The sequence below is a fragment of the Bradyrhizobium sp. SSBR45G genome (assembly GCF_030159255.1).
GTDB lineage: Bacteria > Pseudomonadota > Alphaproteobacteria > Rhizobiales > Xanthobacteraceae > Bradyrhizobium.
Map to the genome: position 1 here is coordinate 62,312 of NZ_BSCT01000019.1, position 24,885 is coordinate 87,196.

General features: G+C 64.4%; 21 protein-coding genes and 1 pseudogene. 9 read left to right on the top strand and 13 right to left on the bottom strand.

Annotated features, from left to right (window positions below; all coding sequences use genetic code 11):
- The first annotated feature begins 246 nt into the window (after window positions 1–246).
- Window positions 247–723 (top strand): peptidoglycan-binding domain-containing protein, encoded by a 477-nt coding sequence (locus tag QQL87_RS21255; protein WP_284420605.1) that lies wholly within the window; start codon window positions 247–249, stop codon window positions 721–723.
- A gap of 38 nt (window positions 724–761) precedes the next feature.
- On the opposite strand, the gene QQL87_RS21260 is transcribed toward QQL87_RS21255, so the two are convergent.
- The 4 genes from QQL87_RS21260 to QQL87_RS21275 all read right to left on the bottom strand — a co-directional run bounded on the left by QQL87_RS21260 (window position 762) and on the right by QQL87_RS21275 (window position 5,833).
- Window positions 762–1,589 carry a hypothetical protein gene (locus QQL87_RS21260; protein WP_284420604.1) on the bottom strand — a complete coding sequence of 276 codons (828 nt, stop codon included), beginning with the start codon at window positions 1,587–1,589 and terminating at the stop codon, window positions 762–764.
- 363 nt (window positions 1,590–1,952) lie between these two features.
- Complete coding sequence (gene frc, locus QQL87_RS21265) at window positions 1,953–3,230, bottom strand: formyl-CoA transferase (protein ID WP_284420603.1); 1,278 nt, start codon at window positions 3,228–3,230, stop codon at window positions 1,953–1,955.
- A 65-nt stretch (window positions 3,231–3,295) separates the two neighbouring features.
- Entirely contained in the window at window positions 3,296–5,029 is a 1,734-nt protein-coding gene (gene oxc / locus QQL87_RS21270; protein WP_284420602.1) for an oxalyl-CoA decarboxylase, read from the bottom strand.
- Between the two features lie 72 nt (window positions 5,030–5,101).
- Window positions 5,102–5,833 (bottom strand): GntR family transcriptional regulator, encoded by a 732-nt coding sequence (locus QQL87_RS21275; protein ID WP_284420601.1) that lies wholly within the window; start codon window positions 5,831–5,833, stop codon window positions 5,102–5,104.
- Between the two features lie 189 nt (window positions 5,834–6,022).
- Here QQL87_RS21275 and QQL87_RS21280 point away from each other — a divergent pair, with 189 nt between their 5' ends.
- The 6 genes from QQL87_RS21280 (at window position 6,023) to hyi (ending at window position 14,837) form a co-directional block, all read left to right on the top strand.
- A complete protein-coding gene (locus QQL87_RS21280) occupies window positions 6,023–8,167 on the top strand; it encodes an acetate--CoA ligase family protein (RefSeq protein ID WP_284420600.1) in 2,145 nt (714 codons plus the stop codon).
- A gap of 127 nt (window positions 8,168–8,294) precedes the next feature.
- Window positions 8,295–9,140, top strand: a complete 846-nt coding sequence (locus QQL87_RS21285; protein WP_284420599.1) for an IclR family transcriptional regulator — start codon at window positions 8,295–8,297, stop codon at window positions 9,138–9,140.
- 199 nt (window positions 9,141–9,339) lie between these two features.
- A complete protein-coding gene (locus QQL87_RS21290; protein WP_284420598.1) occupies window positions 9,340–9,969 on the top strand; it encodes a hypothetical protein in 630 nt (209 codons plus the stop codon).
- 269 nt (window positions 9,970–10,238) lie between these two features.
- Complete coding sequence (locus QQL87_RS21295; protein WP_284420597.1) at window positions 10,239–12,041, top strand: adenine deaminase; 1,803 nt, start codon at window positions 10,239–10,241, stop codon at window positions 12,039–12,041.
- A 171-nt stretch (window positions 12,042–12,212) separates the two neighbouring features.
- Window positions 12,213–14,000 carry a glyoxylate carboligase gene (gene gcl, locus QQL87_RS21300; protein WP_284420596.1) on the top strand — a complete coding sequence of 596 codons (1,788 nt, stop codon included), beginning with the start codon at window positions 12,213–12,215 and terminating at the stop codon, window positions 13,998–14,000.
- Window positions 14,001–14,045: 45 nt separating this feature from the next.
- The gene (gene hyi / locus QQL87_RS21305; RefSeq protein WP_284420595.1) at window positions 14,046–14,837 is read left to right on the top strand and encodes a hydroxypyruvate isomerase; all 792 of its coding nucleotides are present in this window, start codon (window positions 14,046–14,048) and stop codon (window positions 14,835–14,837) included.
- A 173-nt stretch (window positions 14,838–15,010) separates the two neighbouring features.
- Here hyi and argC read toward each other — a convergent pair whose 3' ends face one another.
- The gene (gene argC / locus QQL87_RS21310; RefSeq protein ID WP_284420594.1) at window positions 15,011–15,985 is read right to left on the bottom strand and encodes an N-acetyl-gamma-glutamyl-phosphate reductase; all 975 of its coding nucleotides are present in this window, start codon (window positions 15,983–15,985) and stop codon (window positions 15,011–15,013) included.
- 618 nt (window positions 15,986–16,603) lie between these two features.
- Between argC and QQL87_RS21315 the strand changes: the two are divergent.
- A pseudogene (locus QQL87_RS21315) lies at window positions 16,604–17,174 on the top strand (glutathione S-transferase family protein).
- 449 nt (window positions 17,175–17,623) lie between these two features.
- On the opposite strand, the gene QQL87_RS21320 reads toward QQL87_RS21315, so the two are convergent.
- The 5 genes from QQL87_RS21320 to QQL87_RS21340 form a co-directional block, all read right to left on the bottom strand.
- Window positions 17,624–18,289: a hypothetical protein gene (locus QQL87_RS21320; protein WP_284420593.1), complete on the bottom strand. Its 666-nt coding sequence runs from the start codon at window positions 18,287–18,289 to the stop codon at window positions 17,624–17,626.
- A gap of 23 nt (window positions 18,290–18,312) precedes the next feature.
- A complete protein-coding gene (locus QQL87_RS21325) occupies window positions 18,313–19,350 on the bottom strand; it encodes a hypothetical protein (RefSeq protein ID WP_284420592.1) in 1,038 nt (345 codons plus the stop codon).
- A gap of 394 nt (window positions 19,351–19,744) precedes the next feature.
- Window positions 19,745–20,425, bottom strand: a complete 681-nt coding sequence (locus tag QQL87_RS21330; protein ID WP_284420590.1) for a response regulator transcription factor — start codon at window positions 20,423–20,425, stop codon at window positions 19,745–19,747.
- On the bottom strand, window positions 20,422–21,531 hold the full coding sequence (locus QQL87_RS21335; protein WP_284420589.1) for a PAS domain-containing sensor histidine kinase: 1,110 nt from the start codon (window positions 21,529–21,531) through the stop codon (window positions 20,422–20,424). The genes QQL87_RS21330 and QQL87_RS21335 overlap by 4 nt, the downstream gene beginning before the upstream one ends.
- A 113-nt stretch (window positions 21,532–21,644) precedes the next feature.
- Entirely contained in the window at window positions 21,645–22,157 is a 513-nt protein-coding gene (locus QQL87_RS21340) for a hypothetical protein (RefSeq protein ID WP_284420588.1), read from the bottom strand.
- Between the two features lie 621 nt (window positions 22,158–22,778).
- On the opposite strand from QQL87_RS21340, the gene QQL87_RS21345 reads away from it, so the two are divergent.
- Complete coding sequence (locus QQL87_RS21345; protein WP_015665892.1) at window positions 22,779–23,168, top strand: DUF1236 domain-containing protein; 390 nt, start codon at window positions 22,779–22,781, stop codon at window positions 23,166–23,168.
- An 84-nt stretch (window positions 23,169–23,252) separates the two neighbouring features.
- On the opposite strand, the gene QQL87_RS21350 is transcribed toward QQL87_RS21345, so the two are convergent.
- The 3 genes from QQL87_RS21350 to QQL87_RS21360 all read right to left on the bottom strand — a co-directional run bounded on the left by QQL87_RS21350 (window position 23,253) and on the right by QQL87_RS21360 (window position 24,870).
- Complete coding sequence (locus tag QQL87_RS21350; protein ID WP_284420586.1) at window positions 23,253–23,606, bottom strand: VanZ family protein; 354 nt, start codon at window positions 23,604–23,606, stop codon at window positions 23,253–23,255.
- 119 nt (window positions 23,607–23,725) lie between these two features.
- The gene (locus QQL87_RS21355) at window positions 23,726–24,325 is read right to left on the bottom strand and encodes a thiamine pyrophosphate-dependent enzyme (RefSeq protein ID WP_284420585.1); all 600 of its coding nucleotides are present in this window, start codon (window positions 24,323–24,325) and stop codon (window positions 23,726–23,728) included.
- The gene (locus QQL87_RS21360) at window positions 24,322–24,870 is read right to left on the bottom strand and encodes a decarboxylase (RefSeq protein ID WP_284420584.1); all 549 of its coding nucleotides are present in this window, start codon (window positions 24,868–24,870) and stop codon (window positions 24,322–24,324) included. The genes QQL87_RS21355 and QQL87_RS21360 overlap by 4 nt, the downstream gene beginning before the upstream one ends.
- Between the last annotated feature and the right edge of the window lie 15 nt (window positions 24,871–24,885).

The window sequence follows — 24,885 nt, forward strand, 5'->3', positions numbered from 1 at the left end:
TCTCGTTGCCTGAAGAGGCGTTCAGACCATCTTTCGGCAAGACGGCCAGGTTTGCGCGGGACCCATGCGCCGCGTGCGATGCGATGTAACAATCGGATCCAGCCGGGGGAACCGTGCAGGACGGACCGCAGTTACTCTGCAATGACGCGGGATGGCGCAGCCCGATGTTGGTGATTCCGTTCATTGCGCTGTATCTCTCCGGGGTAGAAACAAATTTTCGGCAGATTTGGGGGCGAAGGAAGGGCCATGCGCGCGGTGATCCTGGCATTGTTCATCCTGGTGATGGTTGCGAGCCCGAACGTGGCGAACGCCGGTCTGAGCAGCTCACCTCGTGGATCGAGCGCACCCGAAGAGACTGCGGTCGCGGCGGGGGAATCAAATCAGCAGACCGAGAACCAGATCGGCCTCACCAAGGCAAAGCGTCGTGCCGTGCAACGGGGGCTGACCAGGCTTGGGTTCGCCACCAAGATCAATGGGACGTTCGATGAATCGTCTCGCGCCGTCATCGCGCGTTGGCAGGAGGAGCGCGGCTATCCCACGACCGGCTTCCTCAATGCCGCCCAGCACAAGGCGCTGATGGACGCGGCCGCGGAGGCTGCCAAATCCGACCGCCAAGCCCGTCGCAGCACGGGACGTGGGCGAAATCAGCGGAGCGTGGGAGGTCCCATCGGCGCGATCGGCGGCGCGATGCACCGTGTGGTGGGCGGAATCTTCGGCAGGTAGCTCGTCCACCATCGAAAGAGTTGGGCGACCCGGGTTCCTCACGGATCATAGATGATCTTGGTTTTGATGCCCAATCGGGCAGCGATAGCATCGACCTCTTCCTGACTCTGAGGATAGTCTTCAAAGGCGATGCTTGCCTTGTAGAGGCGCGGAAAATATCGCGGGTTGAGCGTCCAGAGGATGTCGCTGTCCACCCCCGTTTGTCCGTAGAGGCTGGTCACTCGTTTTCTCACATAGAGGCTGTCCGGCGGCGCCACGGACGATGGGTCGATCGCCCTCTCCATGAGAAACCGGGTCAAGCGCGATGATGAGTGCTCCACGGGATCGCTGCCCTCTCGACATGGCCCACGCCGCAGCATTCTCGGACCACCTCCGCTCGGGGTCTTGAGGAATGCACAATACGGATCGGCGGGGTCGCTGCTTCTGGGATTGTGCCAGAGCACGAGGGAGTGCTTGAGCACGAAAGTGTGGTCGGGAGCGGTGATGATGAATTCAGCGCAGGCCGAGATGCAATAATCGTAAACGACGACCGTCGCATGCCGCTCGCGAATGAGATCGGCGAGTTCGAGGGCCTTGTCTTCCCTGCCGCCAGCGCTGCGGACGACGAACAGCCCGCCTGACTCGAGCGACTTGGTCAGCGAGACGTCGAGGCCTGGAAGCATCGACGCGTCGAAGCACATGATGTGCTTGTCGGGGCTGAGCGCCATGGGACTCCGTGGCCAGATCGCCCGGCAGTATGAGACGGCGCGGTAATAGCTCTCGCGATCATCCGCGTTGTCTTGGGACCATGCTGCGGGCGCCGACGCTGAAAGCGCGGCGGACAGCAGGACAATGGTCCGCCAGATCTTCTGCAACCGGTGGGCCACCGCGAAGACTCCTCAACGAACATCGACCTTTGGTTGCGTATCGTAATTTTCCATGATCTGCAGGATCAAGCACCAAGATCGTACAATCGTCGAGACGTCGCGCGCGGGTCACGAGCAGGCGAGGCAGTGACGACCTCGTCACCTCCACGCGTCCCTTGGTCCAGACATTCTTGACGGTGGCGATCAACTGACGCAACACGACCAACGCATTCGTCGGCGTGGACCCGGAGAGATGGATCCTCCGAATTGGAGCATCACCAGAATCAAAAAGCCGCCGGACGATGCCGGCGGCTTGGTATTGATGGAGGGCAGATGCGGTGGCATATGCACCGCATCTACCTTTTTTTGGCGTCGGGTCGCCGCTTACTCAGCAGCTTCCTTGCGCGGCGGATCGAGTGCGCCGGAGTCGTGGATCTCGGCGACCTGGTGGTCGCTGAAGCCCAGCACCTGGCGCAGGATCTCGTCGGTGTGCTCGCCGAGCAAAGGCGAGCGGGTGACGTTGGCCGGGCTGTCCGACAGCTTGATCGGGTTGCCGACGGAGAGGTACTTGCCGCGGGTCGGATGGTCGACCTCGACCAGGGTGCCGGTCTTGCGCAGCGACTCGTCCTCGGCGATCTCCTTCATCGACAGGATCGGGCCGCAGGGGATGTCGAACTCGTTCAGGATGTCCATGGCCTCGAACTTGGTCTTGGTCATGGTCCACTGCTCGATGCGGCCGAAGATCTCGTTCAGACGCGGCAGGCGGGCCGGCGGCTTGGCGTAGTTCGGATCGGTTTTCCAGGTCGGCTCGCCGATCACGTCGCAGATCTTCTCCCAGACCGGGGCCTGGGTGATGAAGTAGATGTAGGCGTTCGGGTCGGTCTCCCAGCCCTTGCACTTCAGGATGCGGCCCGGCTGGCCACCACCGGAATCGTTGCCGGCGCGCGGCACGGCATCGCCGAACGGGATGCCTTCGCCGAACTGGCTGTATTCCTTCATCGGGCCGCGCTCGAGACGCTGCTGGTCGCGCAGTTTGACGCGGCAGAGGTTGAGCACGCCGTCCTGCATCGCAGCCGTGACGCGCTGGCCCTTGCCGGAGTGGGTGCGCTGATAGAGTGCGGTCACGATGCCGAGCGCGAGGTGCAGGCCGGTGCCGGAATCGCCGATCTGGGCGCCGGTGACCAGCGGCAGGCCGTCACGGAAGCCGGTGGTCGAGGCGGCGCCGCCGGTGCACTGGGCGACGTTCTCGTAGACCTTGCAGTCCTCGTACGGTCCGGGACCGAAGCCCTTGATCGAGGCGACGATCATCTTCGGGTTGATCGCCTGGATCTTCTCCCAGGGGAAGCCCATGCGATCGAGCACGCCGGGGCCGAAATTCTCGACCAGCACGTCGCACTTCTTGATCAGCTCGGTCAGAACCTCCTTGCCCTTGGGGTTCTTGGTGTCGAGCGTGATCGACCGCTTGTTGTGGTTCAGCATCGTGAAATAGAGGCTGTCCACGTTCGGAATGTCCTGCAGCTGGCCGCGGGTGATATCACCCACGCCCGGCCGCTCGACCTTGATCACGTCGGCGCCGAACCAGGCCAGCAGCTGGGTGCAGGTCGGTCCGGACTGAACGTGGGTGAAATCGAGAATGCGAACGCCCTCGAGCGCCTTGGTCATGTCTTCCTCTCCGTAACGATTGGTCATCCCGCGACAGCGGGCATCTGATGTCCTTGCGGGTGGCCTTACTTCTTCTTTGTCAGCACGCTCTGCGGATTGAGGTTGCCGATGCGGCCGCTCTCAGACCCTGCAGCAGGATCGATCACGGCATTGATCAGGGTCGGCTTGCCGGAATCCATCGCTTCGTTGACGGCGCGCTTCAGCTCGTCCGGGGACGTGGCGTTGACACCGACGCCGCCGAAGGCCTCCATCATCTTGTCGTAGCGGGCACCCTTCACGAACACCGTGGTCGCCGGGTCGTCGCCCGCCGAGTTCTGATCGGTGCCGCGATAGATGCCGTCATTGTTGAAGATAACGACGCAGATCGGAAGATTGTAGCGACAGATCGTCTCGACCTCCATGCCGGAGAAGCCGAAGGCTGAGTCGCCCTCGATCGCCAGCACCGGCTTACCGGTCTCGACGGCGGCGGCGATCGCCGAGCCCATGCCGATACCCATGACGCCCCAGGTGCCGACGTCCAGGCGCTTGCGCGGCTGGTACATGTCGATCACGCCGCGGGCGAGGTCGAGCGTGTTGGCGCCCTCGTTGACCAGGATCGCGTCCGGACGCTCCTTGATGATGGTGCGGAGCACGCCGAGCGCGCCGTGATAGTCCATCGGCGAGTTGTTGTTCATCAGACGCGGCGCCATCTTGGCGACGTTGTCCTCGCGCTTCTTCTGGACGGCGCTCAGCCACTCGGCCGGTGCCTTGGCCCAGTTGCTGCCCATCGCGTCCGAGAAGGCCGACACGACCGAGCCGATGTCGCCGACCACGGGGGCCGCGATCTCGACGTTGGAGTCCATCTCCTTCGGCTCGATGTCGACCTGGATCAGTTTCTTCGGGGTGTCGCCCCAGCTCTTGCCCTTGCCGTGCGACAGCAGCCAGTTGAGGCGGGCGCCGATCAGCATGACGACGTCGGAGTCCTTCAGCACGGTCGAGCGCGCCGCACCCGCGCATTGCGGATGCAGGTCGGGCAGCAGGCCCTTGGCCATGCTCATCGGCAGGAACGGTACGCCGCTCTTCTCGACGAAGGTCTTGATGGCTTCGTCGGCCTGGGCATAGGCCGCGCCCTTGCCGAGGATGATCAGCGGGCGCTTCGCGTTCTTCAGCAGATCCAGCGCGCGCTTCACCGAATCGGGGGAGGGGATCTGCGCCGGAGCCGGATCGATCACCTTGACCAGCGAGGCCGTGCCGGCCTGCGCGTTCATGACCTGGCCGAACAGCTTGGCCGGCAGGTCGAGATAGACGCCGCCCGGACGGCCCGAGACGGCGGCGCGGATGGCGCGGGCGAAGCCGATGCCGATGTCCTGCGCGTGCAGCACGCGGAACGCCGCCTTGCACAGCGGCTTGGCGATCGCGAGCTGATCCATCTCTTCATAGTCGCCCTGCTGCAGGTCGACGATCTCGCGCTCCGAGGAGCCCGAGACCAGGATCATCGGGAAGCAGTTCGTGGTGGCATGCGCCAGCGCGGTGAGGCCGTTGAGGAAGCCGGGGGCGGAGACCGTGAGGCACACGCCCGGCTTCTTGGTGAGGAAGCCGGCGATCGCCGCGGCGTAGCCGGCATTCTGCTCGTGACGGAAGGACAGCACGCGGATGCCTTCAGCCTGCGCCATGCGACCGAGGTCGGTGATCGGAATGCCGGGCACGTTGTAGATCGTGTCGATCCCGTTCAGCTTCATCGCGTCGATGACGAGATGGAAGCCGTCGGTGAGCTCCTCGTGAGCGTCCGGTGCCTCGGTCTTGACAGCAGTCTGCGCCATGCGCCTCTCTCCCTGGTCGTTAATCGAAGGCGCGTTCCGCGTCTTCTTCCGTTGAACCTGTCAGTTGAATAACTAGCTGAATAACTCTTGGCCGTGCGTCTCGACATAGGTCGCGAGGCCCAGCGTGTGATCGCGAGCGCGCTTTTCGGCGAGCTCGGTGTTGCGTTCCTCGAGCGCCTCGATGATCGCGAGGTGCTCGGGCAGGGACGCAGCGATACGATCGGTGCGGCCGATCGTGAGCTGGCGATAACCGCGCACATGGAGCAGAATGTCGTTGGTCATGTCGACCAGGACAGGGGATTCCGACAGCGAGATCAGCGCCTGATGAAACGCGATGTTCGCCTTGGAATATTCCTCGATGTGCTCCTGCGGCGGGCGGTCCTTGCCGAAATCCTTGAAGAAGTCGCGCAGCGCCGTGATGTCCTTCTTGCGCGCGATCGTGGTGATCATGCGCGCCGCCATGCTCTCCAGCGCCGCCCAGGCGCGGATCATGTCGACGATCTCGCTCTTGGTCCGGCGGACCACGACGATGCCACGGCGCGGCACGGTCTTCACGAAGCCGTCCTGCTCCAGCATCGCGATGGCTTCGCGGATGGGCGTGCGGCTGACACCGAGGCGCTCCGACAGAGCGCGCTCGTCGAGCATGACAGGCTCGGGCGAGGCATAGATGTCCATCTTGAGAATGGCTTCTTTCAAGGCCTCATAGGCCTTATTCTTGAAGCTCGTCTCCGGGGCGATGCGAGCGATCGCGATGTCGGCCTCGGCCATGATGGGCAATGCCTTGTTTGTTTTCTCTGTAGACAAGACGGTCTCCTCTCCTTGGGAGATGCCTGTGTACAGCATTTTGCGTCCAATATTTTTGGCATGCCAGATGCCAGACTGTCAAGGCGAGCGATTTTTCCGCGTTTCCACATCTTCGATGAGCTTGACAAAGTTTGCTTCTGGCATACCAAATGCCATAAACCACGACCAATCCCCAGGAGGAAGCCCCCAATGTCTGACGCCGCCATTCCCAACGCCAAGGCCACGATCCGCGAAGTGCTCGATCGGGTGAAGGCCGACAAGCGCACCAGCCTCACCGCCCCCGAGGGCAAGGTGGTCTGCGACGCCTACGGCATTCCTGTTCCGAAGGAGGGATTGGCCAAATCCGCCGCCGAGGCAGCCAAGCTGGCCGGCGACATGGGTTTTCCGGTCGTCATGAAGATCGTATCGCCCGACATTCTGCATAAGACCGAGGCCGGCGGCGTCATCGTCGGCGTCAAGACGGCCGACGACGCGCAGAAGGCCTACGAGACCATTCTCGCGAATGCGAAGAAGTATAAGGCCGACGCCAAGATCGAAGGCATCCAGGTGCAGCAGATGCTGACCGGCGGGACCGAGGTGATCGTCGGCTCGATCACCGACGGCTCGTTCGGCAAGCTGGTGGCCTTCGGCCTCGGCGGCGTGCTGGTCGAGGTGCTGAAGGATGTGACATTCCGCCTCGCCCCCGCCACCAAGGACGACGCCCTGTCGATGCTCGACGGCATCCAGGCGCATGAGATGCTGAAGGGCGTGCGCGGTGGCGATGCGGTCAGCCGCGAGGCGCTGTCCGACGTCATCGTCAAGGTGTCGCAGCTGGTCAGCGATTTCCCCGAGATCGTCGAGCTCGACCTCAACCCGGTGTTCGCCACCAAGAACGGCGCGATCGCCGCCGACGTGCGCATCGTCGTCGATTTCGACTACAAGCCGCGTCCGGCGCCGCGCTCGAACGAAGAAATCGTCACCGCGATGAACCGCATCATGAAGCCCCGGGCGGTCGCCGTGATCGGCGCCTCGGCCGAGGACGGCAAGATCGGCAACTCCGTGATGAAGAACCTGATCAACGGCGGCTACAAGGGCGAGATCTATCCGATCCACCCGAAGGCCTCCGAGATCCTCGGCTACAAGGCCTATAAGAGCGTCAAGGACGTCGCCGGCGTGATCGACACCGCCGTGTTCGCAATCCCCGCCAAGTTCGTCGCTGGCGCTCTGACCGAGTGCGGCGAGAAGCAGATCCCCGGCGCGGTGCTGATTCCGTCGGGCTTTGCCGAAGCCAATGAGCCCGAGCTGCAGGCCGAGATCGTCGAGATCGGCAAGAAGTACAACGTCCGCCTGATGGGGCCGAACATCTACGGCTTCTACTACACGCCGGCCAATCTCTGCGCCACGTTCTGCACCGCCTATGACGTCAAGGGCCAGGCGGCGCTGTCGTCGCAGTCGGGCGGCATCGGCATGGCGATCATCGGCTTCTCGCGCTCGGCCAAGATGGGCGTCTCCGCGATCGTCGGCCTCGGCAACAAGTCCGACATCGACGAGGACGATCTGCTCGCCTTCTTCGAGCAGGACCCCAACACCAACCTGATCGCGCAGCACTGCGAGGACCTCAAGGACGGCCGTGCCTTCGCGGAAGCCGCCAAGCGCGTTTCCAAGAAGAAGCCGGTCATCGTGCTCAAGGCCGGTCGCACCTCGGCCGGCGCCAAGGCCGCCTCGTCGCACACCGGCGCGCTCGCCGGCAACGACAAGATCTATGAGGACGTGCTGAAGCAGTCCGGCGTGATCCGCGCCCGCAGCTTGCGCCAGCTGCTCGAGTTCGCCCGCGGCGTGCCGGTGCTGCCGACGCCGAAGGGTGAGAACGTCCTCATCATCACCGGTGCCGGTGGATCGGGCGTGCTGCTGTCCGACGCGGTGGTCGACAATGGCCTGTCGCTGATGGCGATGCCGGCGGATCTGGATGCCGCGTTCCGCAAGTTCATCCCGCCGTTCGGTGCCGCCGGCAATCCGGTCGACATCACCGGTGGCGAGCCGCCGATCACCTATGTGAACACGGTCAAGCTCGGCCTGTCGGACGAGCGCATCCACGCGCTGATCCTCGGCTACTGGCACACGATCGTGACCCCGCCGATGGTGTTCGCGCGCAACATGGTCGAGGTGAAGAAGGAGATGGAGGCCAAGGGCTTCGTCAAGCCGATCGTCGCCTCGCTCGCCGGCGACGTCGAGGTCGAGGAAGCGGCTGAATATCTCTACCAGAATGGCATCCCGGCCTATGCCTACTCGACCGAACTGCCGGTCGAGGTGCTCGGCGCCAAGTACAAGTGGGCGCGCGGCGCGGGCCTGCTCTGAGCTCAATTGACGCAAATGCCGCCTCGGCCCTGGCCGGGGCGGCCCTTTCTTTGGTAGCGTACACGAAAGCAAGATCCGTCCGTCCTGCAACGGCGCCGCCTTCGATGGCCGCGCAAAGAGGCGCCACGTGATCCGTCGCAAGACGATTGAGCCACGCGCAGATGCCGCGGCCGAGCCCCGCGACGGCGGCGTTCAATCCGTCGGCCGTGCGCTGCAGATCCTGGAAATTCTCGCCGAGGACGATGAAGGCTATCGCCTCAGCGATCTGGCCGTGCGCGCTGGCTTGTCGACCTCCACCGTCCATCGCCTGCTGACGACCTTGGAAAAGCGCCGCTTCGTCCAGTTCGACCGCATGGAGTCGAAATGGCACGTCGGCGCCCAGAGCTTTGCCGTCGGCGCGACCTTCACCCGCCGGCGCAATTTCGTGGCGCTGGCGATTCCCTATCTGCGACGCCTGCGCGACCAGTCGCGCGAGACCGCCAATCTCGCCGTCGTCGACGACGAATCCCTGATGGTGCTGATGCGGCTGGAGAGCCGCGAGATCATGCGCTCGCTGACCAAGGTCGGTGGCCGCCTGTCGATGGTCACCTCCGGCATGGGCAAGGCGGTGCTCGCGACCTATTCCGACGACGACGTCAACGGCATCATCCACCGCCAGGGCATGCCGCGCCTGACCGAGAAGTCCATCATCCGCGCCGGCGACCTGTTCCGCGAACTCGAGACCATCCGCCGCCAGGGCTACGCCGTCGACGATGAGGAAGCCCGCCTCGGCCTGCGCTGCATCGCCGCCGTCGTCCACGATTCCTGCCGCGAGCCGGTGGCGGCGATTTCGGTGTCGGGCCTGGCGAGCCGGCTGACCGAGGAGCGGGTGCCGGTGGTCGGCGGCATGGTGCGGGACATCGCGGCGGAGCTGACGGCGGCGTTGGGTGGGGCGGGGCTCGTGGCCGGATCTGGGAATCGGCTGGCAGATTGATAGGACGCGCAGAACGACTGCGGGGCCGTGAGGCGCACATGCTTCGTTAATTTTCGCCGCGATCTCATTCGGTCGCTCGACGATCAGGCGCGGGTCCCGATCAGTCTCTTAAGCGTTTTGTGATGATGTTTTCCGGCTGGATCAGCCCGTCGAAACAAGGGGATTTCCGGCACTGATGAGTGGCCACGGGAGAGGGACAATGACGGTGCGCGTCGCCTTTGATGAAGACGAGTGTCAATTGATCGCGCGTCTGGCCTGCGCTGATATCTCATCGGTCGAAGAAGTCGAGAAGACCTTCATTGATCTCAATATTGCGCTGAGCAAAATTGACGAAAATCTGGGCAATTCTGATATCTGCTTCTTTCTCGTCGAGCTCAAGGCCAAGGGCGTGCGGCCGGGGTATGGTGCGTTCGATCCATACGAGGGCGCGAATTCGTTGGGCGCGGGCAATCCCTGGAAGGTGTTTTGTCCACCGTTTTGGACGAAAGCCTGCTCCCTTCCTCATCTGCGTCAGCGTGCGAAGGACTACATGCGTCGTGTCGAGCACACATTGAAGCTTGCCGCGACGCATTCCCGCTCGACCGACAGTCTTTGGGAAGATGACGAAACTCAATTTGGTCAGCCGCTCGCCACTCATCTGGCGCTTCTTGATATCGAGTTTGTCCCTGATCTGGTCCGGCTGCTGCCGATGTGGGATCCGGGCCACGACGTCCATATCCAAGGGGCGATCTCTGAGATTGTCGAGAAGCACGGCGTGCGGGCGGAAACCGAGGCTCTGCTGACGACCTTTACGGAGTGGAGCGGGTCGGACGAGCTGATCACGTCATGAAACGCGGAATGGGCAGGGTGGGCAAAGCGGCCGCCGCAGGCGGCAGCGTGCCCATCGCCCGTCCACGAATTCCACCGCTAGTCGTTCATGCGAATCCAGCGGCTTGAACCGCACGGCGGACATCGGCTGTGAGGTGCAGAGGCGATCCAGATGAAGCGGCCCCGCTGCTCAAGGCGTGAGCAGGTGGTTGGCCGTATTTGGGCTTGCCGGGGCGGCGGCGTCGCGCAACGATCGCTCAGGAATAGGCCAACACGTTCAGCGAGCCTGCCATGTTCAAACTCACCCGCTTCTCCGTCGCCCCCCTGCATACGATGACGCGGCGACTAGCCGACGTTGCCTCGGGACGCGCCGCGCCTGACCTCGTCATCACCGGGGCGAGGGTTCTCTCGACCTATTCGGAGCGCATCCTGCCGAACCGCGAGCTCTGGATCACGGGCGGCCGGGTCGCGGCGGTGAAGCCGGCTGGTGCGCACAAGGCGATCCCGAGCGGGTTCGCGATCTACGACGCGGCCGGCGGCATCATTGCGCCGGGGCTGGTCGACCCTCACATCCACATCGAATCCTCGATGGTGACGGCCTGCGCCTATGCGGAGGCCGCGCTGCTCAACGGCACCACGACGATCTTCTGCGACAGCCACGAGATCGGCAACGTCATGGACGTCGCCGGCGTCGAGGCGATGCTGGAGGACGCGCGGCAGGCGCCGCTGTCGATCTTCCTCACGGTGCCCTCGACCGTGCCGGCGACATCCGCCGCGCTGGAGACCGCGGGCGGCGACCTCACGCCGGACAAGATTGCCGGCCTGTTCGACCGCTGGCCCGAGGCGGTGGCGCTCGGCGAGAAGATGGATTTCGTGCCGGTCTGCATGGGCGACGAGCGCAGCCATGCGATCCTCGCCGCCGCCCTGCAGCGCGGGCGGCCGGTGTCGGGCCACGTCTACGGCCGCGATTTCGTCGCCGCCTATGCCGCGAGCGGCGTCACCGACACCCATGAGGCGATCGACCGCGACATCGCCGACGATTTGCTCGATGCCGGCGTCTGGATCTTCCTGCGCGGCGGTCCGCCGACGACGCCGTGGCACAGCCTGCCGCAGGCAATCCGCACCATCACCGAGCTCGGCGCCTCGCACAAGCGCACGGCCGTCTGTACCGACGATCGCGACGCCGACGATCTCATGCTGTTCGGTCTCGACTGGGTCGTGCGCGAGGCCGTGAAGGCTGGGATGTCGCCGGAGCAGGCGTGGTCGATGGGCTCGCTGCACGGCGCGACGCGCTTTGCGATGGACGGCGAGATCGGCGGCCTCGGCGGCGGCCGCCGCGCCGACCTGGTGCTGCTCGACGACGGCCTGAAGCCGCAATCGACCTGGTATGGCGGCGAGCTCGTCGTCGACAAGGGCAAGATCACGCCGCGTCTCGATCAGGCGCTGTCGCAGCGCTATCAATATCCGAAGGCGGCCTATGCCACGGTCAAGCTGCCGGCGCAGGTCAAGCTGACGCCCGAGTTGCCGACCAAGGCCTGCACGGTGAATGCGATCAAGACGGCGCTGCCGGGCATCACGCTGATCCACGACAAGGTCGCGATCGAGCCGGCCCACGACTGGGCGACGCTGTTCGCGCGCCACGGGCTCTGTTTCGTGTCGGTGATCGAACGTCACGGCAAATCGGCCGGCAACGTCGCGCATGGGCTGCTGAAGGACTTCGGCTTGAAGCGCGGCGCGGTCGCCTCCAGCGTCGGCCATGACAGCCACAACATCATCGTCGCCGGCACCAACGAGGCGGACATGCAGGCGGCCGTCGCCGCGATCGGCGCGCAGCAGGGCGGCGTCTGCGTCGTGGCCGACGGGAAGGTGAGGGCGATGGTTCCGCTGCCGATCGCCGGCCTGCTGTCGGACAAGCGCGTCACCGAAGTCGCCGATGAGGTCAAGCTTTTGAAGACCGAATGGGTCGAGGCGGGCTGCACCATTCCCTACATGGGCTTCAATCTGATTCCCCTATCGGTCATTCCGGAAATTCGTATCACCGACAAGGGCCTCGTGCTGGTGCCGCAGATGGAGCTCGCGCCGCTGTTCGAATAGCAGGCGCAAGGCGTGAACTTGTTAGGACATGTCAGCTGTCGTCCGTCCTAACTAACTGAGCCATCCACTGTTTTGCTGAGCGTGCCGCATCGTGGGAAAAATCGACGAGTGAATTGAGATCGCAGCCGTCAGCAGCGAAGCTCGCGCATCAACCATAAGGGGAAGCGCGAGATGGCGAAGATGCGGGCGATCGATGCTGCGGTGCGTATCTTGGAGAAGGAAGGCGTCGAATGCGCCTTCGGCGTTCCCGGAGCGGCCATCAATCCGCTTTATTCCGCAATGCAGCGGCGTGGATCGATCCGCCACATTCTCGCCCGCCACGTCGAGGGCGCCTCGCACATGGCCGAGGGCTACACCCGCGCCAAGGCCGGCAACATCGGCGTGTGCATCGGAACCTCCGGCCCGGCCGGCACCGACATGATCACCGGGCTCTACGCGGCGATTGCCGACTCCATTCCGATCCTCTGCATCACCGGCCAGGCGCCGCGCGCGCGGCTCTACAAGGAGGATTTCCAGGCCGTCGACATCGAGCAGATCGCCAAGCCCGTGACCAAATGGGCGGTGACGGTGCGCGAGCCGGGCCTCGTGCCGCGCGTGTTCAGCCAGGCCTTCCACATCATGCGCTCGGGCCGCCCGGGACCGGTGCTGATCGACCTGCCGCTCGACGTGCAGCTCGCCGAGATCGAGTTCGACGACGAGACCTATGCGCCGCTGCCGGTCTACAAGCCCGCGGCGAGCCGCAAGCAGATCGAGAAGGCGCTCGAGATGCTCAACGCCGCGGAGCGCCCGCTGATCGTCGCCGGCGGAGGCGTCATCAATGCTGACGCCAGCGATCTGCTGGTCGCGTTCGCCGAGACCGTCAACGTGCCGGTCGTGCCGACCCTGATGGGGTGGGGCGCCATTCCCGACGATCACGTGCTGATGGCCGGCATGGTCGGCCTGCAGACCAGCCATCGCTATGGCAACGCGAATTTTCTCGAATCCGATTTCGTCCTCGGCATCGGCAACCGCTGGGCCAACCGGCACACCGGATCGATCGAGACCTACACCAAAGGCCGCAGCTTCGTGCATGTCGACATCGAGCCGACGCAGATCGGCCGGGTGTTCAATCCCGATCTCGGCATCGTCTCGGATGCGAAGGCCGCGCTGGAGATGTTCCTCAGCGTCGCGCGCGAATGGCGCAAGGCCGGCAAGCTGCGCGAGCGGCAGGCCTGGCCGGCCGCGTGCCAGGATCGCAAGCGCAGCATGCTCCGGCGCAGCGATTTCGACCAGGTGCCGATCAAGCCGCAGCGCGTCTATCACGAGATGAACAAGGCGTTCGGCCGCGACACCTGCTACATCAGCGTCATCGGCCTGTCGCAGATCGGCGGCGCCCAGTTCCTCAGCGTCCACCGTCCGCGCAACTGGATCAATGCCGGGCAGGCGGGACCGCTCGGCTGGACCCTGCCGGCCGCGCTCGGCGTGCGCGTCGCCGATCCCAAGCGCGAGATCGTCGCGCTGTCGGGCGACTATGATTTCCAGTTCCTGATCGAAGAGCTCGCGGTCGGCGCCCAGTTCAACCTGCCTTACATCCATGTTGTCGTGAACAACGCCTATCTCGGTTTGATCCGCCAGGCGCAGCGCGGCTTCTCGATGGACTACCAGGTGCAGCTGTCGTTCGAGAACATCAATGCGCCTGAGGTCGGCGGCTACGGCGTCGACCACGTCGCCGTCGCCGAAGGCCTCGGCTGCAAGGCCATCCGCGTCACCGATCCCGACAAGGCGCAGGAGGCGTTCGCGACCGCGCGCGAATGGATGGCGGAGTACCAGGTGCCGGTCGTGGTCGAGTTCGTGCTCGAACGCGTCACCAACATCGCCATGGGGACCGAGATCGACAACGTCATGGAGTTCGAGGAGGTGCTCGACCTGCCGGTGGACGACACCCCGGCCGATCCGCCGCGCACCCTGCAGCCGGCCTGACCGCAGCAACCGCCCTCAGTCGAGACCCAAGTCGAGGACCATGACATGCCGCGCTTTGCTGCCAATCTCACCATGCTCTTCAACGAGCTGCCGTTTCTAGAGCGCTTTGCCGCCGCCAAGGCGGCTGGCTTCAGCGGTGTCGAGTATCTGTTCCCGTACGACTTCGACAAGGCGGAGCTGCGCGAGCAGCTCATGCGCCACGGGCTGACGCAGGTGCTGCACAATCTCCCCGCCGGCAACTGGGCCGCGGGCGAGCGCGGCATCGCGATCCTGCCGGATCGCGTCGACGACTTCCGCGACGGCGTCCGTCGCGCCATCGAATACGCGCGGGCGCTCGACTGCCGCCAGCTCAACTGCCTCGTCGGCATCGCACCCGACAATGCGGACCCGCGCGAGCTCAATCAGGTGCTGGTCCGCAATTTGCGTTTCGCCGCAAACGCGCTGAAGGCGCAGGGGATCAAGCTGCTGATCGAGCCCATCAACACGCTCGACATTCCCGGCTTCTTCCTCAACCGCACCGCCCAGGCGTTGCAGCTGATCGCCGAGGTCGAGTCCGACAACCTGTTCGTCCAGTACGACATCTACCACATGCAGATCATGGAGGGCGATCTCGCCCGCACGATGCAGAAGCATCTCGCCCGCATCGCCCACATCCAGCTCGCCGACAATCCCGGCCGCCACGAGCCGGGCACCGGCGAGATCAACTACGCCTTCCTGTTCCGCCACCTCGACGCGATCGGCTATTCCGGCTGGATCGGCTGCGAGTACAAGCCGCGGACCACGACGCAGGACGGACTCAGCTGGTTGACCGACCGCACGATCGTTCCCGCGAATTGAGCTGAACCGCACCGGACGTCATATAGGCACGCAGCTCTTGCTCCGAGCACACTGCGCTCCCTCTCCCCGTTCTTACGGGGAGAGGGGTGGGGTGAGGGGCCGCCGCAGGCATAGACCGGGCTGAGTCCTGACATTTCAGACCGGGTTGATTCCTGACAGGCAGACCAACAGCCTCACGGCCAGACAGGCGTTCCCTCCAATCCTACGGTCTCTGGCAGGCCGCAGATCAGGTTCGCATTCTGCACCGCCTGACCGGCCGCGCCCTTGCCGAGATTGTCGACCACGCCCATCGCGATTACCAGGTTGCGCGCGGGATCGGCCGCATAGCTGATGAAGGCGAGGTTCGATCCCGTCGCCCATTTGGTCTGCGGCGGCCTGTCGGTGACGCGGACGAATGCCCGCCCGGCGTAGAAGCTGCGGGCGGCGTCCAGGCACTGCTCCGTCGTGACGCGGCCGCGGCAGTAGATGGTGGCGAGGATGCCGCGGGTCATCGGCACCAGATGCGGCGTGAACACCAGGCCAGCGGCGCTGCCGCCGCTCAGCCGCTCGATCGTCGTGGCGATCTCGGGCATGTGGACATGCTGGAGCAGGCCGTAGGGCACCAGATTCTCGTTGCTCTCGGCGTAGCCGAATTTGCTGTCGCCGCCGCGGCCGGCGCCGGAGATGCCGGTCTTGACGTCGATCACGATGTTGCCGGGCTCGATCAGCCGCTCCGCCAGCAGCGGCGCCAGTGCAGTCAGCGTCGCGGCGGGGAAGCAGCCGGGATTGGCCACGCGGGTCTGCCCTTCGATCTCGGCCGGCCAGACGTCCGCCAGTCCGTACGCCCACCCCGCGACGTAGCGATGGTCGCCGCCGATGTCGACGATCTTCACGTCGCGGGGCACGCGCGCCAGCGCCGCGGCCGAGGCGCCGGTGGGCAGCGACGCGAACAGCACGTCGAGCTTCGGCAACGCCTCGGGGTCCCATTTCTCGATCACCAGCTCGGCCAGCCTCGCCGGCACACCGGGGAAGCGATCCACCAGCCGGCTTCCGGCGCTGCCTTCGCCCGCCGCGTAGACCAGCTCGAACGACGGATGGCTCGCGACCAGGCGCATCGCCTCGCCGCCGCCAAAGCCGCTGATCCCGACAATGCCGACGCGAATGCTCATGGGGGTGTCCGACTGCTGGAGTGAGCGAAAAAGCCTGGCGAACGCGCGCGGTCGGTGCTGCAGCTCAGGCCGCTAGCGGGCGTTCCATGCGCGACAGCCAATTGCGCAGCTCGCCGGGCAAGTCAAGCGATCCAGGCACTGCTCGCACTGCGGCCTTTCGCGCGCGATCCCATGACCGCTTGAGGTCTCTACCGGCGTACGGCTCCTCGAATGCTGGCTTCCGGTTGAACTCAATGAGCCGACATCCTCGACGCAGACCGGAAGGTCGGAGATGGGCACAAAAGCAGCCCTTAGGGCTTTGGTCGACTGCTTCCGGTTGAGATCTGAAAGCCCGCATTCGTCCCGCCCGTCCCGTTAGGGAGCAGGGCAATCGCATTAGGGCTATCGCGGCACGGACTCCTGCCTTGACGGCGTAGAAACAGGCATGCGCAACATGGCGAGCGCCACATGCGACAGCCGTGCGCTCGCGGTCGCGAGGCAATCGGCGCCACAGCTTGATGACCGGCCGGCGCTCGAGTAACCGCATAGTAGCCAGGGACTCGTCAAAAATCTCCGGCCGCATGTCGGGCTGGCCAACGTACAATCGTCCTGGGAGCTGACGACCGAGGAGGTTGCGCGATGATCACAGTGTACGGAGAAGGCAGGGGCTTCCGCGTCGTCTGGTTGCTGGAAGAGATGGACCTCCCATACCGGCTGCGGGACGTAGCCTCCTGGCCGGGGTCAAGAACGACGCCGAGTTCCTGGCGATCAATCCCGCCGGTTTCATTCCAGCGATCCGTGATGGCGATGTGACGATGGTCGAGTCGATTGCGATCATGGAGTACATCCTGGGGCGCCATGGGCCGACAGGCCTGGCGCCAGCTGCTCAGGACGCGGCCTTTCCCGCCTATCAGCAGTTTCTCCACCTCGGCGAGGCAGGCCTCGCCGCCTCGCTTTTCTTCGTGTCGGGAGCGCGGCACCTGGCGCCGGAACCCGAGCGCGACAATTGGAGCGCGGGCGCTACATGGCCGGCGATGCGTTCACCGCGGCGGACATTTCCGTGGGCTACGCGCTCGAAATGGCGCGGAAGAACGTCGGTGTCGTGTTCGGGGATAGTGTGCAAGCGTATGTGACGCGGCTGCGCGCCCGCGCCGGCTATCAGCGCGCCCTGGAGACGTGCCACGCGACGCGGCGCTGGTGGACGAGCTAGGTGGAGAGGCCAGCCGATTGTGGCATATCGGCTGGTCAGGTAGATTCGAATTTGCCGAAGGAGCTCGGAGGAGAGTTTCGAAGATGATCACGCGAATACTCGTCGTGGGGCTGCCTCAGCTCCTGTGAACCTCTCCATGAGCAGGTTGATCATGGTCAGTTGTCGGGACGGTCCAGCGCGACGCTCGCTGCCGGCTTCTCCCCGCCTGCTGGGAGAGGCCGGATTGCATCGCAGATGCAATCGAGGGGGACTCGCCGCACGGTCGGTGCGCGTGGCTGCCCCTCACCCCAACCCTCTCCCCGTGAAGAACGGGGAGAGGGAGCGCACCGACATCGCCGAGCGGGGCGTAACGCGCGATCGTCACGATACGTGAGGCAGGGATGCGGTGGCCGCGATGTGTCGCAGCAGGCTCAGCGCATGTCAGCGTGCTCTCGCGCCCCGGTGAGAGCCTAGACCGGAGTGAGCACGCCATTGCCGGAGGAGTCGAACACCAGAGTATAGTCATGCCCTATCGGCATCGGCCAACTCGGCGAGTCGGTCGGTACAGGGGCGCCAATGACCTCCGTCCCATTCGAGCGCACAAGCTCGTATGAGCCGGCTTTGACCACGACGCGTGCTTGCGGCGCGCATTGGATCGAGTAGCCCCATGCGACGTAGGGGACGCCGACGCCAAATCCAACGTTCACGGTATACTGCTGGGAATCGTAGGCAGGAATGAGCCACCCCTCCTTGCCGTGCGTCACGGTGATCGACGCGTTCAGGACGAGCCTGAAGCTGTCGTCGTCGCTCGAATAGAGAACGTAGCTGGTATTCGGTGCGAGCTCGCCGTTCTTGAGGACGGAGGCCATCCAATAGAGCGGCAGGATCGTACTGAAATCGATCGCGACGTTCGAGGTCACGGTTTGCAGACCCGCGACTCGGGCAACGCCGTTCGCTACCGGAGTCGCGGGCAAGAATGTCGCTACCAGGTCGACTTCGACGCTGGCCGTCGAAATCCAGACGCGGGTCGGTGGAACGACGGTCGCGTGGGGTGGGAGGGCCGGCGCCGTCGCGGGCTGGAAGAACGGGTTAGCGTTCTCCAGCTGCGACTTGGTAATGAGGAAGCTAGGCACCATTTGCAGGTCCGAAACCGCCAGTGTCAGGCCTGGCCGCTCCCGCCGCCAAAAAGCAATTTGGCGCCGACGATGAACATGTCCTTGATGGCCTGGACGTTCTGCGACCCGGAGTAGGTGAAGTTCACGGTGGTGCCACCAACGATGCTGTTGACCGTGAATGTCGTATTCGACAGTACGAAGAAGGCGAACGCCGCGGTCAGCGCCGTCGTCACCGTGATGGTTCCGGTGAGGTAGGTGAAGTCGGCGTCGGAGGAGGCGCTTGAATTCCAGGACACCGACTTGAGGTAGTCGATTTGCCCGTTACCGTCGCTGAGATAGGCGAGCGCAAGCAGCTGATTGTGCTCGTCGGACCGGAGCCAGTCGAGATTCTCGGCAATCAGCATCGTCGGCGGCTTGCCGGGCGTCTTCGACCAATTGCCCGACGCGTCGTAGGTGACCGTGGCGTTTGCATATTGAAAATCGGTGGGCACGTTGACTTGAATCGAGTTGGTGGAGACGGTGTTCCAATCCGCCAACGAATTCGATCCGTAGTCGCCGATCGCGATATAGAACGAGAGCTTGGGTGTCAGCGTCCGTTTTTGCTGCGGCTTGGGCGACCAACTCATCCCGATAAAGCCCGCTCCGGTCTGAATTCCGAACGACTGGTTGGAAAACCAGCCGCCATTCTCATTCTTTGCCTTGTCGAATTCGCCAGACGTGATGGAGATCGAGTTCGCCGGAGCTTGATTTCCGAGGAGCCTCATCGTGGGTCCCTGCTGGGGCGGTATGGTCTTGTAGTCCGCCTGCCACTGGTCCTTGAGCGATGCATTGTTGGTCACACTGGAGGTGACCACGACGTCCAGCCCGACGGCATTGTTGCTGGCGCCCGCGCCGACCTTGTACTGGACGGGGACCGCGAAGAAGTTCGTCCCAGGCTGATTGCTGGCGATGGCAAGCGATGCGCTGGAATTGGCGTAGACGCCGGGATCGCTGACGAGCTCCTGGGGACGCTCCAGAAAGCACCAGAAGATCTGTGTGTCGGCGGATTTGTTGACGAGGTAAATCGTATAAGTATCGACCATGGAAGAACCCTCCGGCTTGGTTGGTGGCTATGGCGGCTGCCTGATCGTCAGGCTCGAACGCCACAGTGTGAAGGGTAGTCTCTGCTGATGCGGGTCAACATCGGTGATCGCCCGTTCTTCGTTCAGGAGAAGCTGGGCGTTCGATGTCGGGGAATCCCCGATGACAGTCTGCGCGAGATGGCGCGCGGGAGCGCGAGCAGGCCTTGGCTTGGCTCTCCTCTGAGATAGCTGCACGATCGAAGTGGCCATCGCTTGCGCGGACGTCGCGGGCTGCAATCGAATGCGGACGGCGCCCTGCGAGTCCGCCGCTGCTCCGCCACGCGAGGGTGTGGTGTGTTCGCCGCAGAACGCGGAGGAATCTGTTTGGACATCCGTGAATGCAGCGCCTCCGCGATCATTCTCCGCTCTCGACGAAGCGGATCGCGTGGCGCAACAATTCGGACCCGTTCTCAAGGCCGAGTTTCTGCTTGATGTGTTCGCGGTAGGTTTCGATGGTCTTGGGGCTCAGATGCAGGGCGGTGGCGATCTCACGGGTGCGACTGCCGACGCCGATCAGCCGGAAGACCTGCAATTCGCGATCGCTGAGCGCGGCAAAGGAATTCGCTGCGGGGCAGGCGTCACCGAAGAAGCGCGCCGCGAGCGTCGTTCCGAATGCTTCGCTGACATAAATCTGGCCATTCAGGACGCGACGGATCGCCTTCAGGACGTCCTCGCAGAGTTGCTGCTTGTTGACATACCCGTGAGCGCCGGCGCGCAAAGCCCGTTCTGCATAGAGAGCCTCTTCGTGCATGGAGAGCACGAGGCTTGGAATGTCGGGGTGATTGATCTTCATCGCCTTCACAAAATCGAGCCCGTCCGCGCCACCCTTGAGCGTGAGATCGACGATGGCGAGATTCGGCGGCCGACGGGCCAAGGCCAGCAGCGCAGCTTTGCCGTCGCCGGCTTCAGCCGAAACGGCGAGGTCGGGCTCGCCCTCGATCAGCGCGATCAGAGCGCGCCGCATCAATGGATGGTCGTCAACGACGACAATCGTGCGTTTCGTCGTCGAGCCGTCGCCGGATTTGGCTGGAATCATGTCTGTGCTGGCCGAGGATAGACCGGTCGGGTCGCGCTAGGAGGAGGGCTCAATGTTGCTGCGGGGGCGGCGTTTCGCGTTCGCGCGTCGACCGCCCATGCACATTCCACGCGCGTGCCGCGCGGCGAGGCCGGCTCGACCATCAGTGCAGCGCCGATCAGGCGCGCACGATACTCCATGCTCCGCAACCCAATGCCTGCGGCTTCGAGCCGGCGTTCCCCCATGCCAATGCCGTTATCGACGACGCTCAGCAAGATCCGACCCTTGCGATAGCGCAAGCGAATGATGATCCGTGTGGCTTTGGCGTGGGCGATGACGTTGCTTACGGCTTCCTGAGCGATCCGATAGAGATGCGTGGCGACCTGGGCGTCCAGCCCGGGCAGATGCCGGTCATGGAGAAGGATGCAGCTGACGGGGTGCAACGCCCCGATGTTCGCCGCCAGCGTTTCCAGCGCCAGGGGCAGGCTCGACGGCGTCACCCCGGCCCAGTCCAATCCCCGGGCGAGATTTCTTGCATCCCCCACGCTTTGCTTGAGAAGTGCCGTGAGCTCGGCCGCGGCTGCGGCCGCGGGATCGTCGCGTCCCGCCAATTTGCGCGCAAGCGTCGCGCTGAGGGTGCATATGCCGGCCAGGCTCTGACACAAGCCGTCGTGCAACTCGCGGCCAATGCGTCCCTTCTCGCGATCTGCGGCCTCGATGAGTTCACGTTGCAACCGACGCTCGCCCGTCACGTCACGCCCGATCGCTCCGATCCCTGGTCGCAAGGGCGATGCGGCCAGGCTCCAAATCATCCGGAGTTCGGTCCCATCTTTGCCGCGCAGGCGATTCTCGAAGCCTCTCGTCTCGGCGACCGCAGCCGCGTCGCACAGCGCGGCTGCGGTCGCGGCGCGATCGTCGGGATGGGCAAGATCGACGAAGCGCCTGCGACTGAGGTCTGCTTTCGTCCATCCAAGGCGCGCTTCCCAGGACATGTTGACGCGTTCCAATTGGCCGCTCACGTCAATGAGACACGTCAAGTCGCTGCTTAATTCGAATAGGCTTTCAAACCGGGCATCGTCGCTAGTCGGCGCCGTCCAAACAGGGTTCGAGCCGCACTGGCCTGACATACAAAGACTCCCGCAATTCGAGGAGTGGCCAACCTGATGAGACAAAAGCAATAAGCTGGTTGCGCTCGTTTTCGATCTAAATCACTCGAAAGCTCGTGTGAACTAACACAACGTCAGATTGTATTGTTGGATTGTTCGCTGGTCAAGCTGCTGCATGTCGTCATGCTGAAGATAGAGACGCATCCACGAAGATATTTCCACGCGCCGTCGGCGCTCGATGCGACGTTGCGCTCGTCTTGGTAGTTAGGCGAAAAGTTGATCCTAATTGTTGATAATCCGTCTTGGCGGCGCGGGATGGTGCCGTGCTCGTCGAAATGACGGCAATCCAGGATAATCGCCTGACGGGCCGAGGGTGCGAACCGAGTCGTCAGGATGAGAAGGTGGCCGCCGCTGAGGCTCGATCGCGCGATCATCAGCACGACCAGCGCTACTCGTGACGGTCTGGAACGCCGAACGTGCCCGTCGGGCAAATCACTCTGCGCGCTTTGACTGCGTTGCGCGGAATCCGGTATGGCCGGCGCAGCCGTATCACGGCTGGGGCGATCTGAATTCGTCCGACAAATCAGAGCGATGTCACGCTGGTCGTGACGCCGGCGAAAAATCGCTTTCGTTTTTGCATAAATCATGCATGATGCGCGCATCCTGCCTCGCCGAGAGGGACGTAGCGCGCGATCGTCACGACACGTGAGGCAGGGATGCGGTGGCCGCGAAGGTTCGCAGCAGGCTCGAAAGAGCATGCCGACGAACGAACCTCTTGCGGACGTGAAGTCGCAGCGGCCCGACACCCCGAAGCTGGTGTCAACTCGCGACGAAGCTTCGCTTCGCGCGGGAATGGTGGCCAACAAGCCGGCGCACCAGGGCGACTGCGTATAAGCGTGAAGACCATCGCGCAGGGAAGGCCGGGTGTTCTCGGCTGCACCTGTGGTACCTGCCGCCTGCATTTTTTTTCGCAGGCGGGCCGCAGGCGTCAGCCGACGCCTGGCCTTCCCTGCGCCCTCTCGATCCGTCGAAGGGCCATCCACTCGCATAACTCGGGCGTGATCCGCCGCGAGATTGCGGATGCGCGCGCCGGCTGTTTGAAACGTGGATAGGACTGCGAGAGAGTCCCTTCGTCAGGCGCGGCGCATCGTGCTGGTTTCCAGCATTTGTTCCATCAGCATCATGACGTTTTAGGCCACATGGAACCGGAACCGCAGGCGCTTCTCGTTGTTGTTCGGCATCTCGACAACACTGGAGGAGAGAGAATGATGAGGACACGTCTTGCCGTTTCGCTGATCGCCACCTCGCTGCTGGCCTCGACCGCGGCGTTTGCCCAGTCCACCACCGTCGAAGGTGCGGCCAACGGCGCTGCCGCGGGCGGCGCGGTGGCTGGACCGGTCGGCGCGATGGTCGGTGGCACGGTTGGTGCCGCCGTGGGCGCTGCCGTGGAGATCCCGAATGCCGTGATCACCTCGATCGATGCCGAGCGGGCGCCGTCGGTGGTGGTGCGCGAGCGCGTCGTGGTCGGCGAGCCGCTGCCCGATACGGTCGAGCTGCGCCCCGTGCCGCGCTACACCGAGTATCGCTACGCCGTGGTCAATGATCGCCGTGTGATCGTCGATCCGCGCACCCGCCGGGTCATCAAGATCATCGAGTGATCTGACGAAGCAAAGAGGGGCCCGGCCGCGATCGTGGCCGGGCCCCTTCTGCGTTGAGGGAGCGCGCGTTCAGGGAATTTGCGTTCAGGTGGTCTGCGGACGAAGCTGGCGCGCCAGCCAGTCCAGCGCGGCGGCCAGACCGAAGCCTGCGCAGGCGGCCGCAGCGTCGACCACGAAATCCTCCAGCCGTGCGTGGCGCCCGGGCGCCCAGAACTGCGCCAGCTCGAGGGCCCCGATCAGGATCACCGCGACGGCGGTCGTCAGCAGCCGCTGGCTGCGATAGGCGAGGCCGAAAGCGAGGCCGATCAGGACGAAGGCGAGGGCGTGCTCGCCATCCTGGCCGAGCGGGGAATGTGGCCGATAGTTCGGGGGGCCCAGCGTCGCGAACGCAACGGCTGCCGCGAGCAGCCAGGCCGAGAGACGGAACACGATCTTCATGAGCGCTGCTTAGCATGATCCGGGCCGCGAGCCCGGCTCACGGCTGCTTGAGCCGCGGGTTTAGTTAACGTGGTTCGGAATGCGGAACCGAGCCCCCATCGGTCCGCGCGCGGTCGCCGTCAGATCGGCTGGCGAACGCCGAGGCCCTGCATGAAACGCTCGCGGATCTGCGCGGGATCGCGCCGGGTGGCGCCGACGCCGGGCTTGTCGTCGATCCGCGCCGCAATCAGCACAGGGCCGGCGGTCGCCAGCGCAGCATCGACCAGTCGTTCGAAATCCTCCTCGTCGGCTGCCCAATGACTCGCGGCAATGCCGCAGCCTGCGGCGATGGCCACGATGTCGGCGTGCCGGGCCGGCGTCGGCTGGCTGCCGGTGATCTGGTAGATGCCGTTGTCCATGACGATGATGGCGAGATTTTTGGGAGCGAGCGTCGCAATTGTGGTCAGGCATCCGAGCTGCATCAGCAGCGAGCCGTCGCCTTCGAGCGCGAACACGGGGCGCTGCGGCTGCGCCAGCGCGACGCCGAGCGCGATCGGGCAGGCCAGCCCCATGCTGCCGAGCATGTAGAAATTCTGCGGCCTTGGGCCCGCCGCCCAGAGGTCGAAATTGGTGTTGCCGATGCCGCCGATCACGGCTTCCTCGTGCTTGAGCTTCGCGACCAGCCGGCAGGTGAGGTCGGCGCGGTTCATGATCTTGGTGTTACTCAGAGCCGCGCTCATGCAAACACCTTTCCGCCGGTGAGCAGCGGCGACAGGATCAGCGCCACCGGCGCCTGCGTCGCGACCGCCTGCTTGATCGAGCGGTCGACGGTGAATTCGAGCTCGTCGAGGCGGGTCATGGTGTGGTGCTCCATCGCCAGCGCATCGAGCACCGGCCGCATCGTGCGGCAGACCAGCGACTGGCCGTAGTTGAATTCGCCGAGCGTGCCGCGCTCGGACACGACCATGATCAGCGGGATCTGGCAGGGCACGACCAGCGAGGCCAGCACGTTCGGCAAGGTCGCGAAGCCCGAGGTCTGCATCAGGAGCGCGCCGCGCCGGCCGCCCATCCAGGCCCCCGTGAGAATGCCGACCGCTTCCTCCTCCCGCGCGGTGGCGAAGGTGGTGAAGAACGGGTCGTCGTGCAGGCCCTGGATCAGCGGCGTCAGGACACGGTCGGGAACGTAGGGGACGAGGCCGATCTCGTTGCGCTTGAAGCTGCGCAGAATGATGTCGTGCCAGCCCGGCGTGGATGCCGATCGCGCCGCATCGGCCTCGGTGGCCATTCCCGTCTCTCCCGT

Bases quoted from the DNA above. Each gene is read 5' to 3' on its own strand.
- QQL87_RS21360 (WP_284420584.1), bottom strand. From the start codon at position 24,870: ATGGCCACCGAGGCCGATGCGGCGCGATCGGCATCCACGCCGGGCTGG.
- QQL87_RS21255 (WP_284420605.1), top strand. From the start codon at position 247: ATGCGCGCGGTGATCCTGGCATTGTTCATCCTGGTGATGGTTGCGAGC.
- QQL87_RS21330 (WP_284420590.1), bottom strand. From the start codon at position 20,425: ATGATTCCAGCCAAATCCGGCGACGGCTCGACGACGAAACGCACGATT.
- QQL87_RS21355 (WP_284420585.1), bottom strand. From the start codon at position 24,325: ATGAGCGCGGCTCTGAGTAACACCAAGATCATGAACCGCGCCGACCTC.
- frc (WP_284420603.1), bottom strand. From the start codon at position 3,230: ATGACCAAGGCGCTCGAGGGCGTTCGCATTCTCGATTTCACCCACGTT.
- QQL87_RS21340 (WP_284420588.1), bottom strand. From the start codon at position 22,157: ATGATTTATGCAAAAACGAAAGCGATTTTTCGCCGGCGTCACGACCAG.
- argC (WP_284420594.1), bottom strand. From the start codon at position 15,985: ATGAGCATTCGCGTCGGCATTGTCGGGATCAGCGGCTTTGGCGGCGGC.
- gcl (WP_284420596.1), top strand. From the start codon at position 12,213: ATGGCGAAGATGCGGGCGATCGATGCTGCGGTGCGTATCTTGGAGAAG.
- QQL87_RS21290 (WP_284420598.1), top strand. From the start codon at position 9,340: ATGACGGTGCGCGTCGCCTTTGATGAAGACGAGTGTCAATTGATCGCG.
- QQL87_RS21350 (WP_284420586.1), bottom strand. From the start codon at position 23,606: ATGAAGATCGTGTTCCGTCTCTCGGCCTGGCTGCTCGCGGCAGCCGTT.
- oxc (WP_284420602.1), bottom strand. From the start codon at position 5,029: ATGGCGCAGACTGCTGTCAAGACCGAGGCACCGGACGCTCACGAGGAG.
- QQL87_RS21345 (WP_015665892.1), top strand. From the start codon at position 22,779: ATGAGGACACGTCTTGCCGTTTCGCTGATCGCCACCTCGCTGCTGGCC.
- QQL87_RS21320 (WP_284420593.1), bottom strand. From the start codon at position 18,289: ATGGTGCCTAGCTTCCTCATTACCAAGTCGCAGCTGGAGAACGCTAAC.
- QQL87_RS21295 (WP_284420597.1), top strand. From the start codon at position 10,239: ATGTTCAAACTCACCCGCTTCTCCGTCGCCCCCCTGCATACGATGACG.
- QQL87_RS21280 (WP_284420600.1), top strand. From the start codon at position 6,023: ATGTCTGACGCCGCCATTCCCAACGCCAAGGCCACGATCCGCGAAGTG.
- hyi (WP_284420595.1), top strand. From the start codon at position 14,046: ATGCCGCGCTTTGCTGCCAATCTCACCATGCTCTTCAACGAGCTGCCG.
- QQL87_RS21335 (WP_284420589.1), bottom strand. From the start codon at position 21,531: ATGTCAGGCCAGTGCGGCTCGAACCCTGTTTGGACGGCGCCGACTAGC.
- QQL87_RS21325 (WP_284420592.1), bottom strand. From the start codon at position 19,350: ATGGTCGATACTTATACGATTTACCTCGTCAACAAATCCGCCGACACA.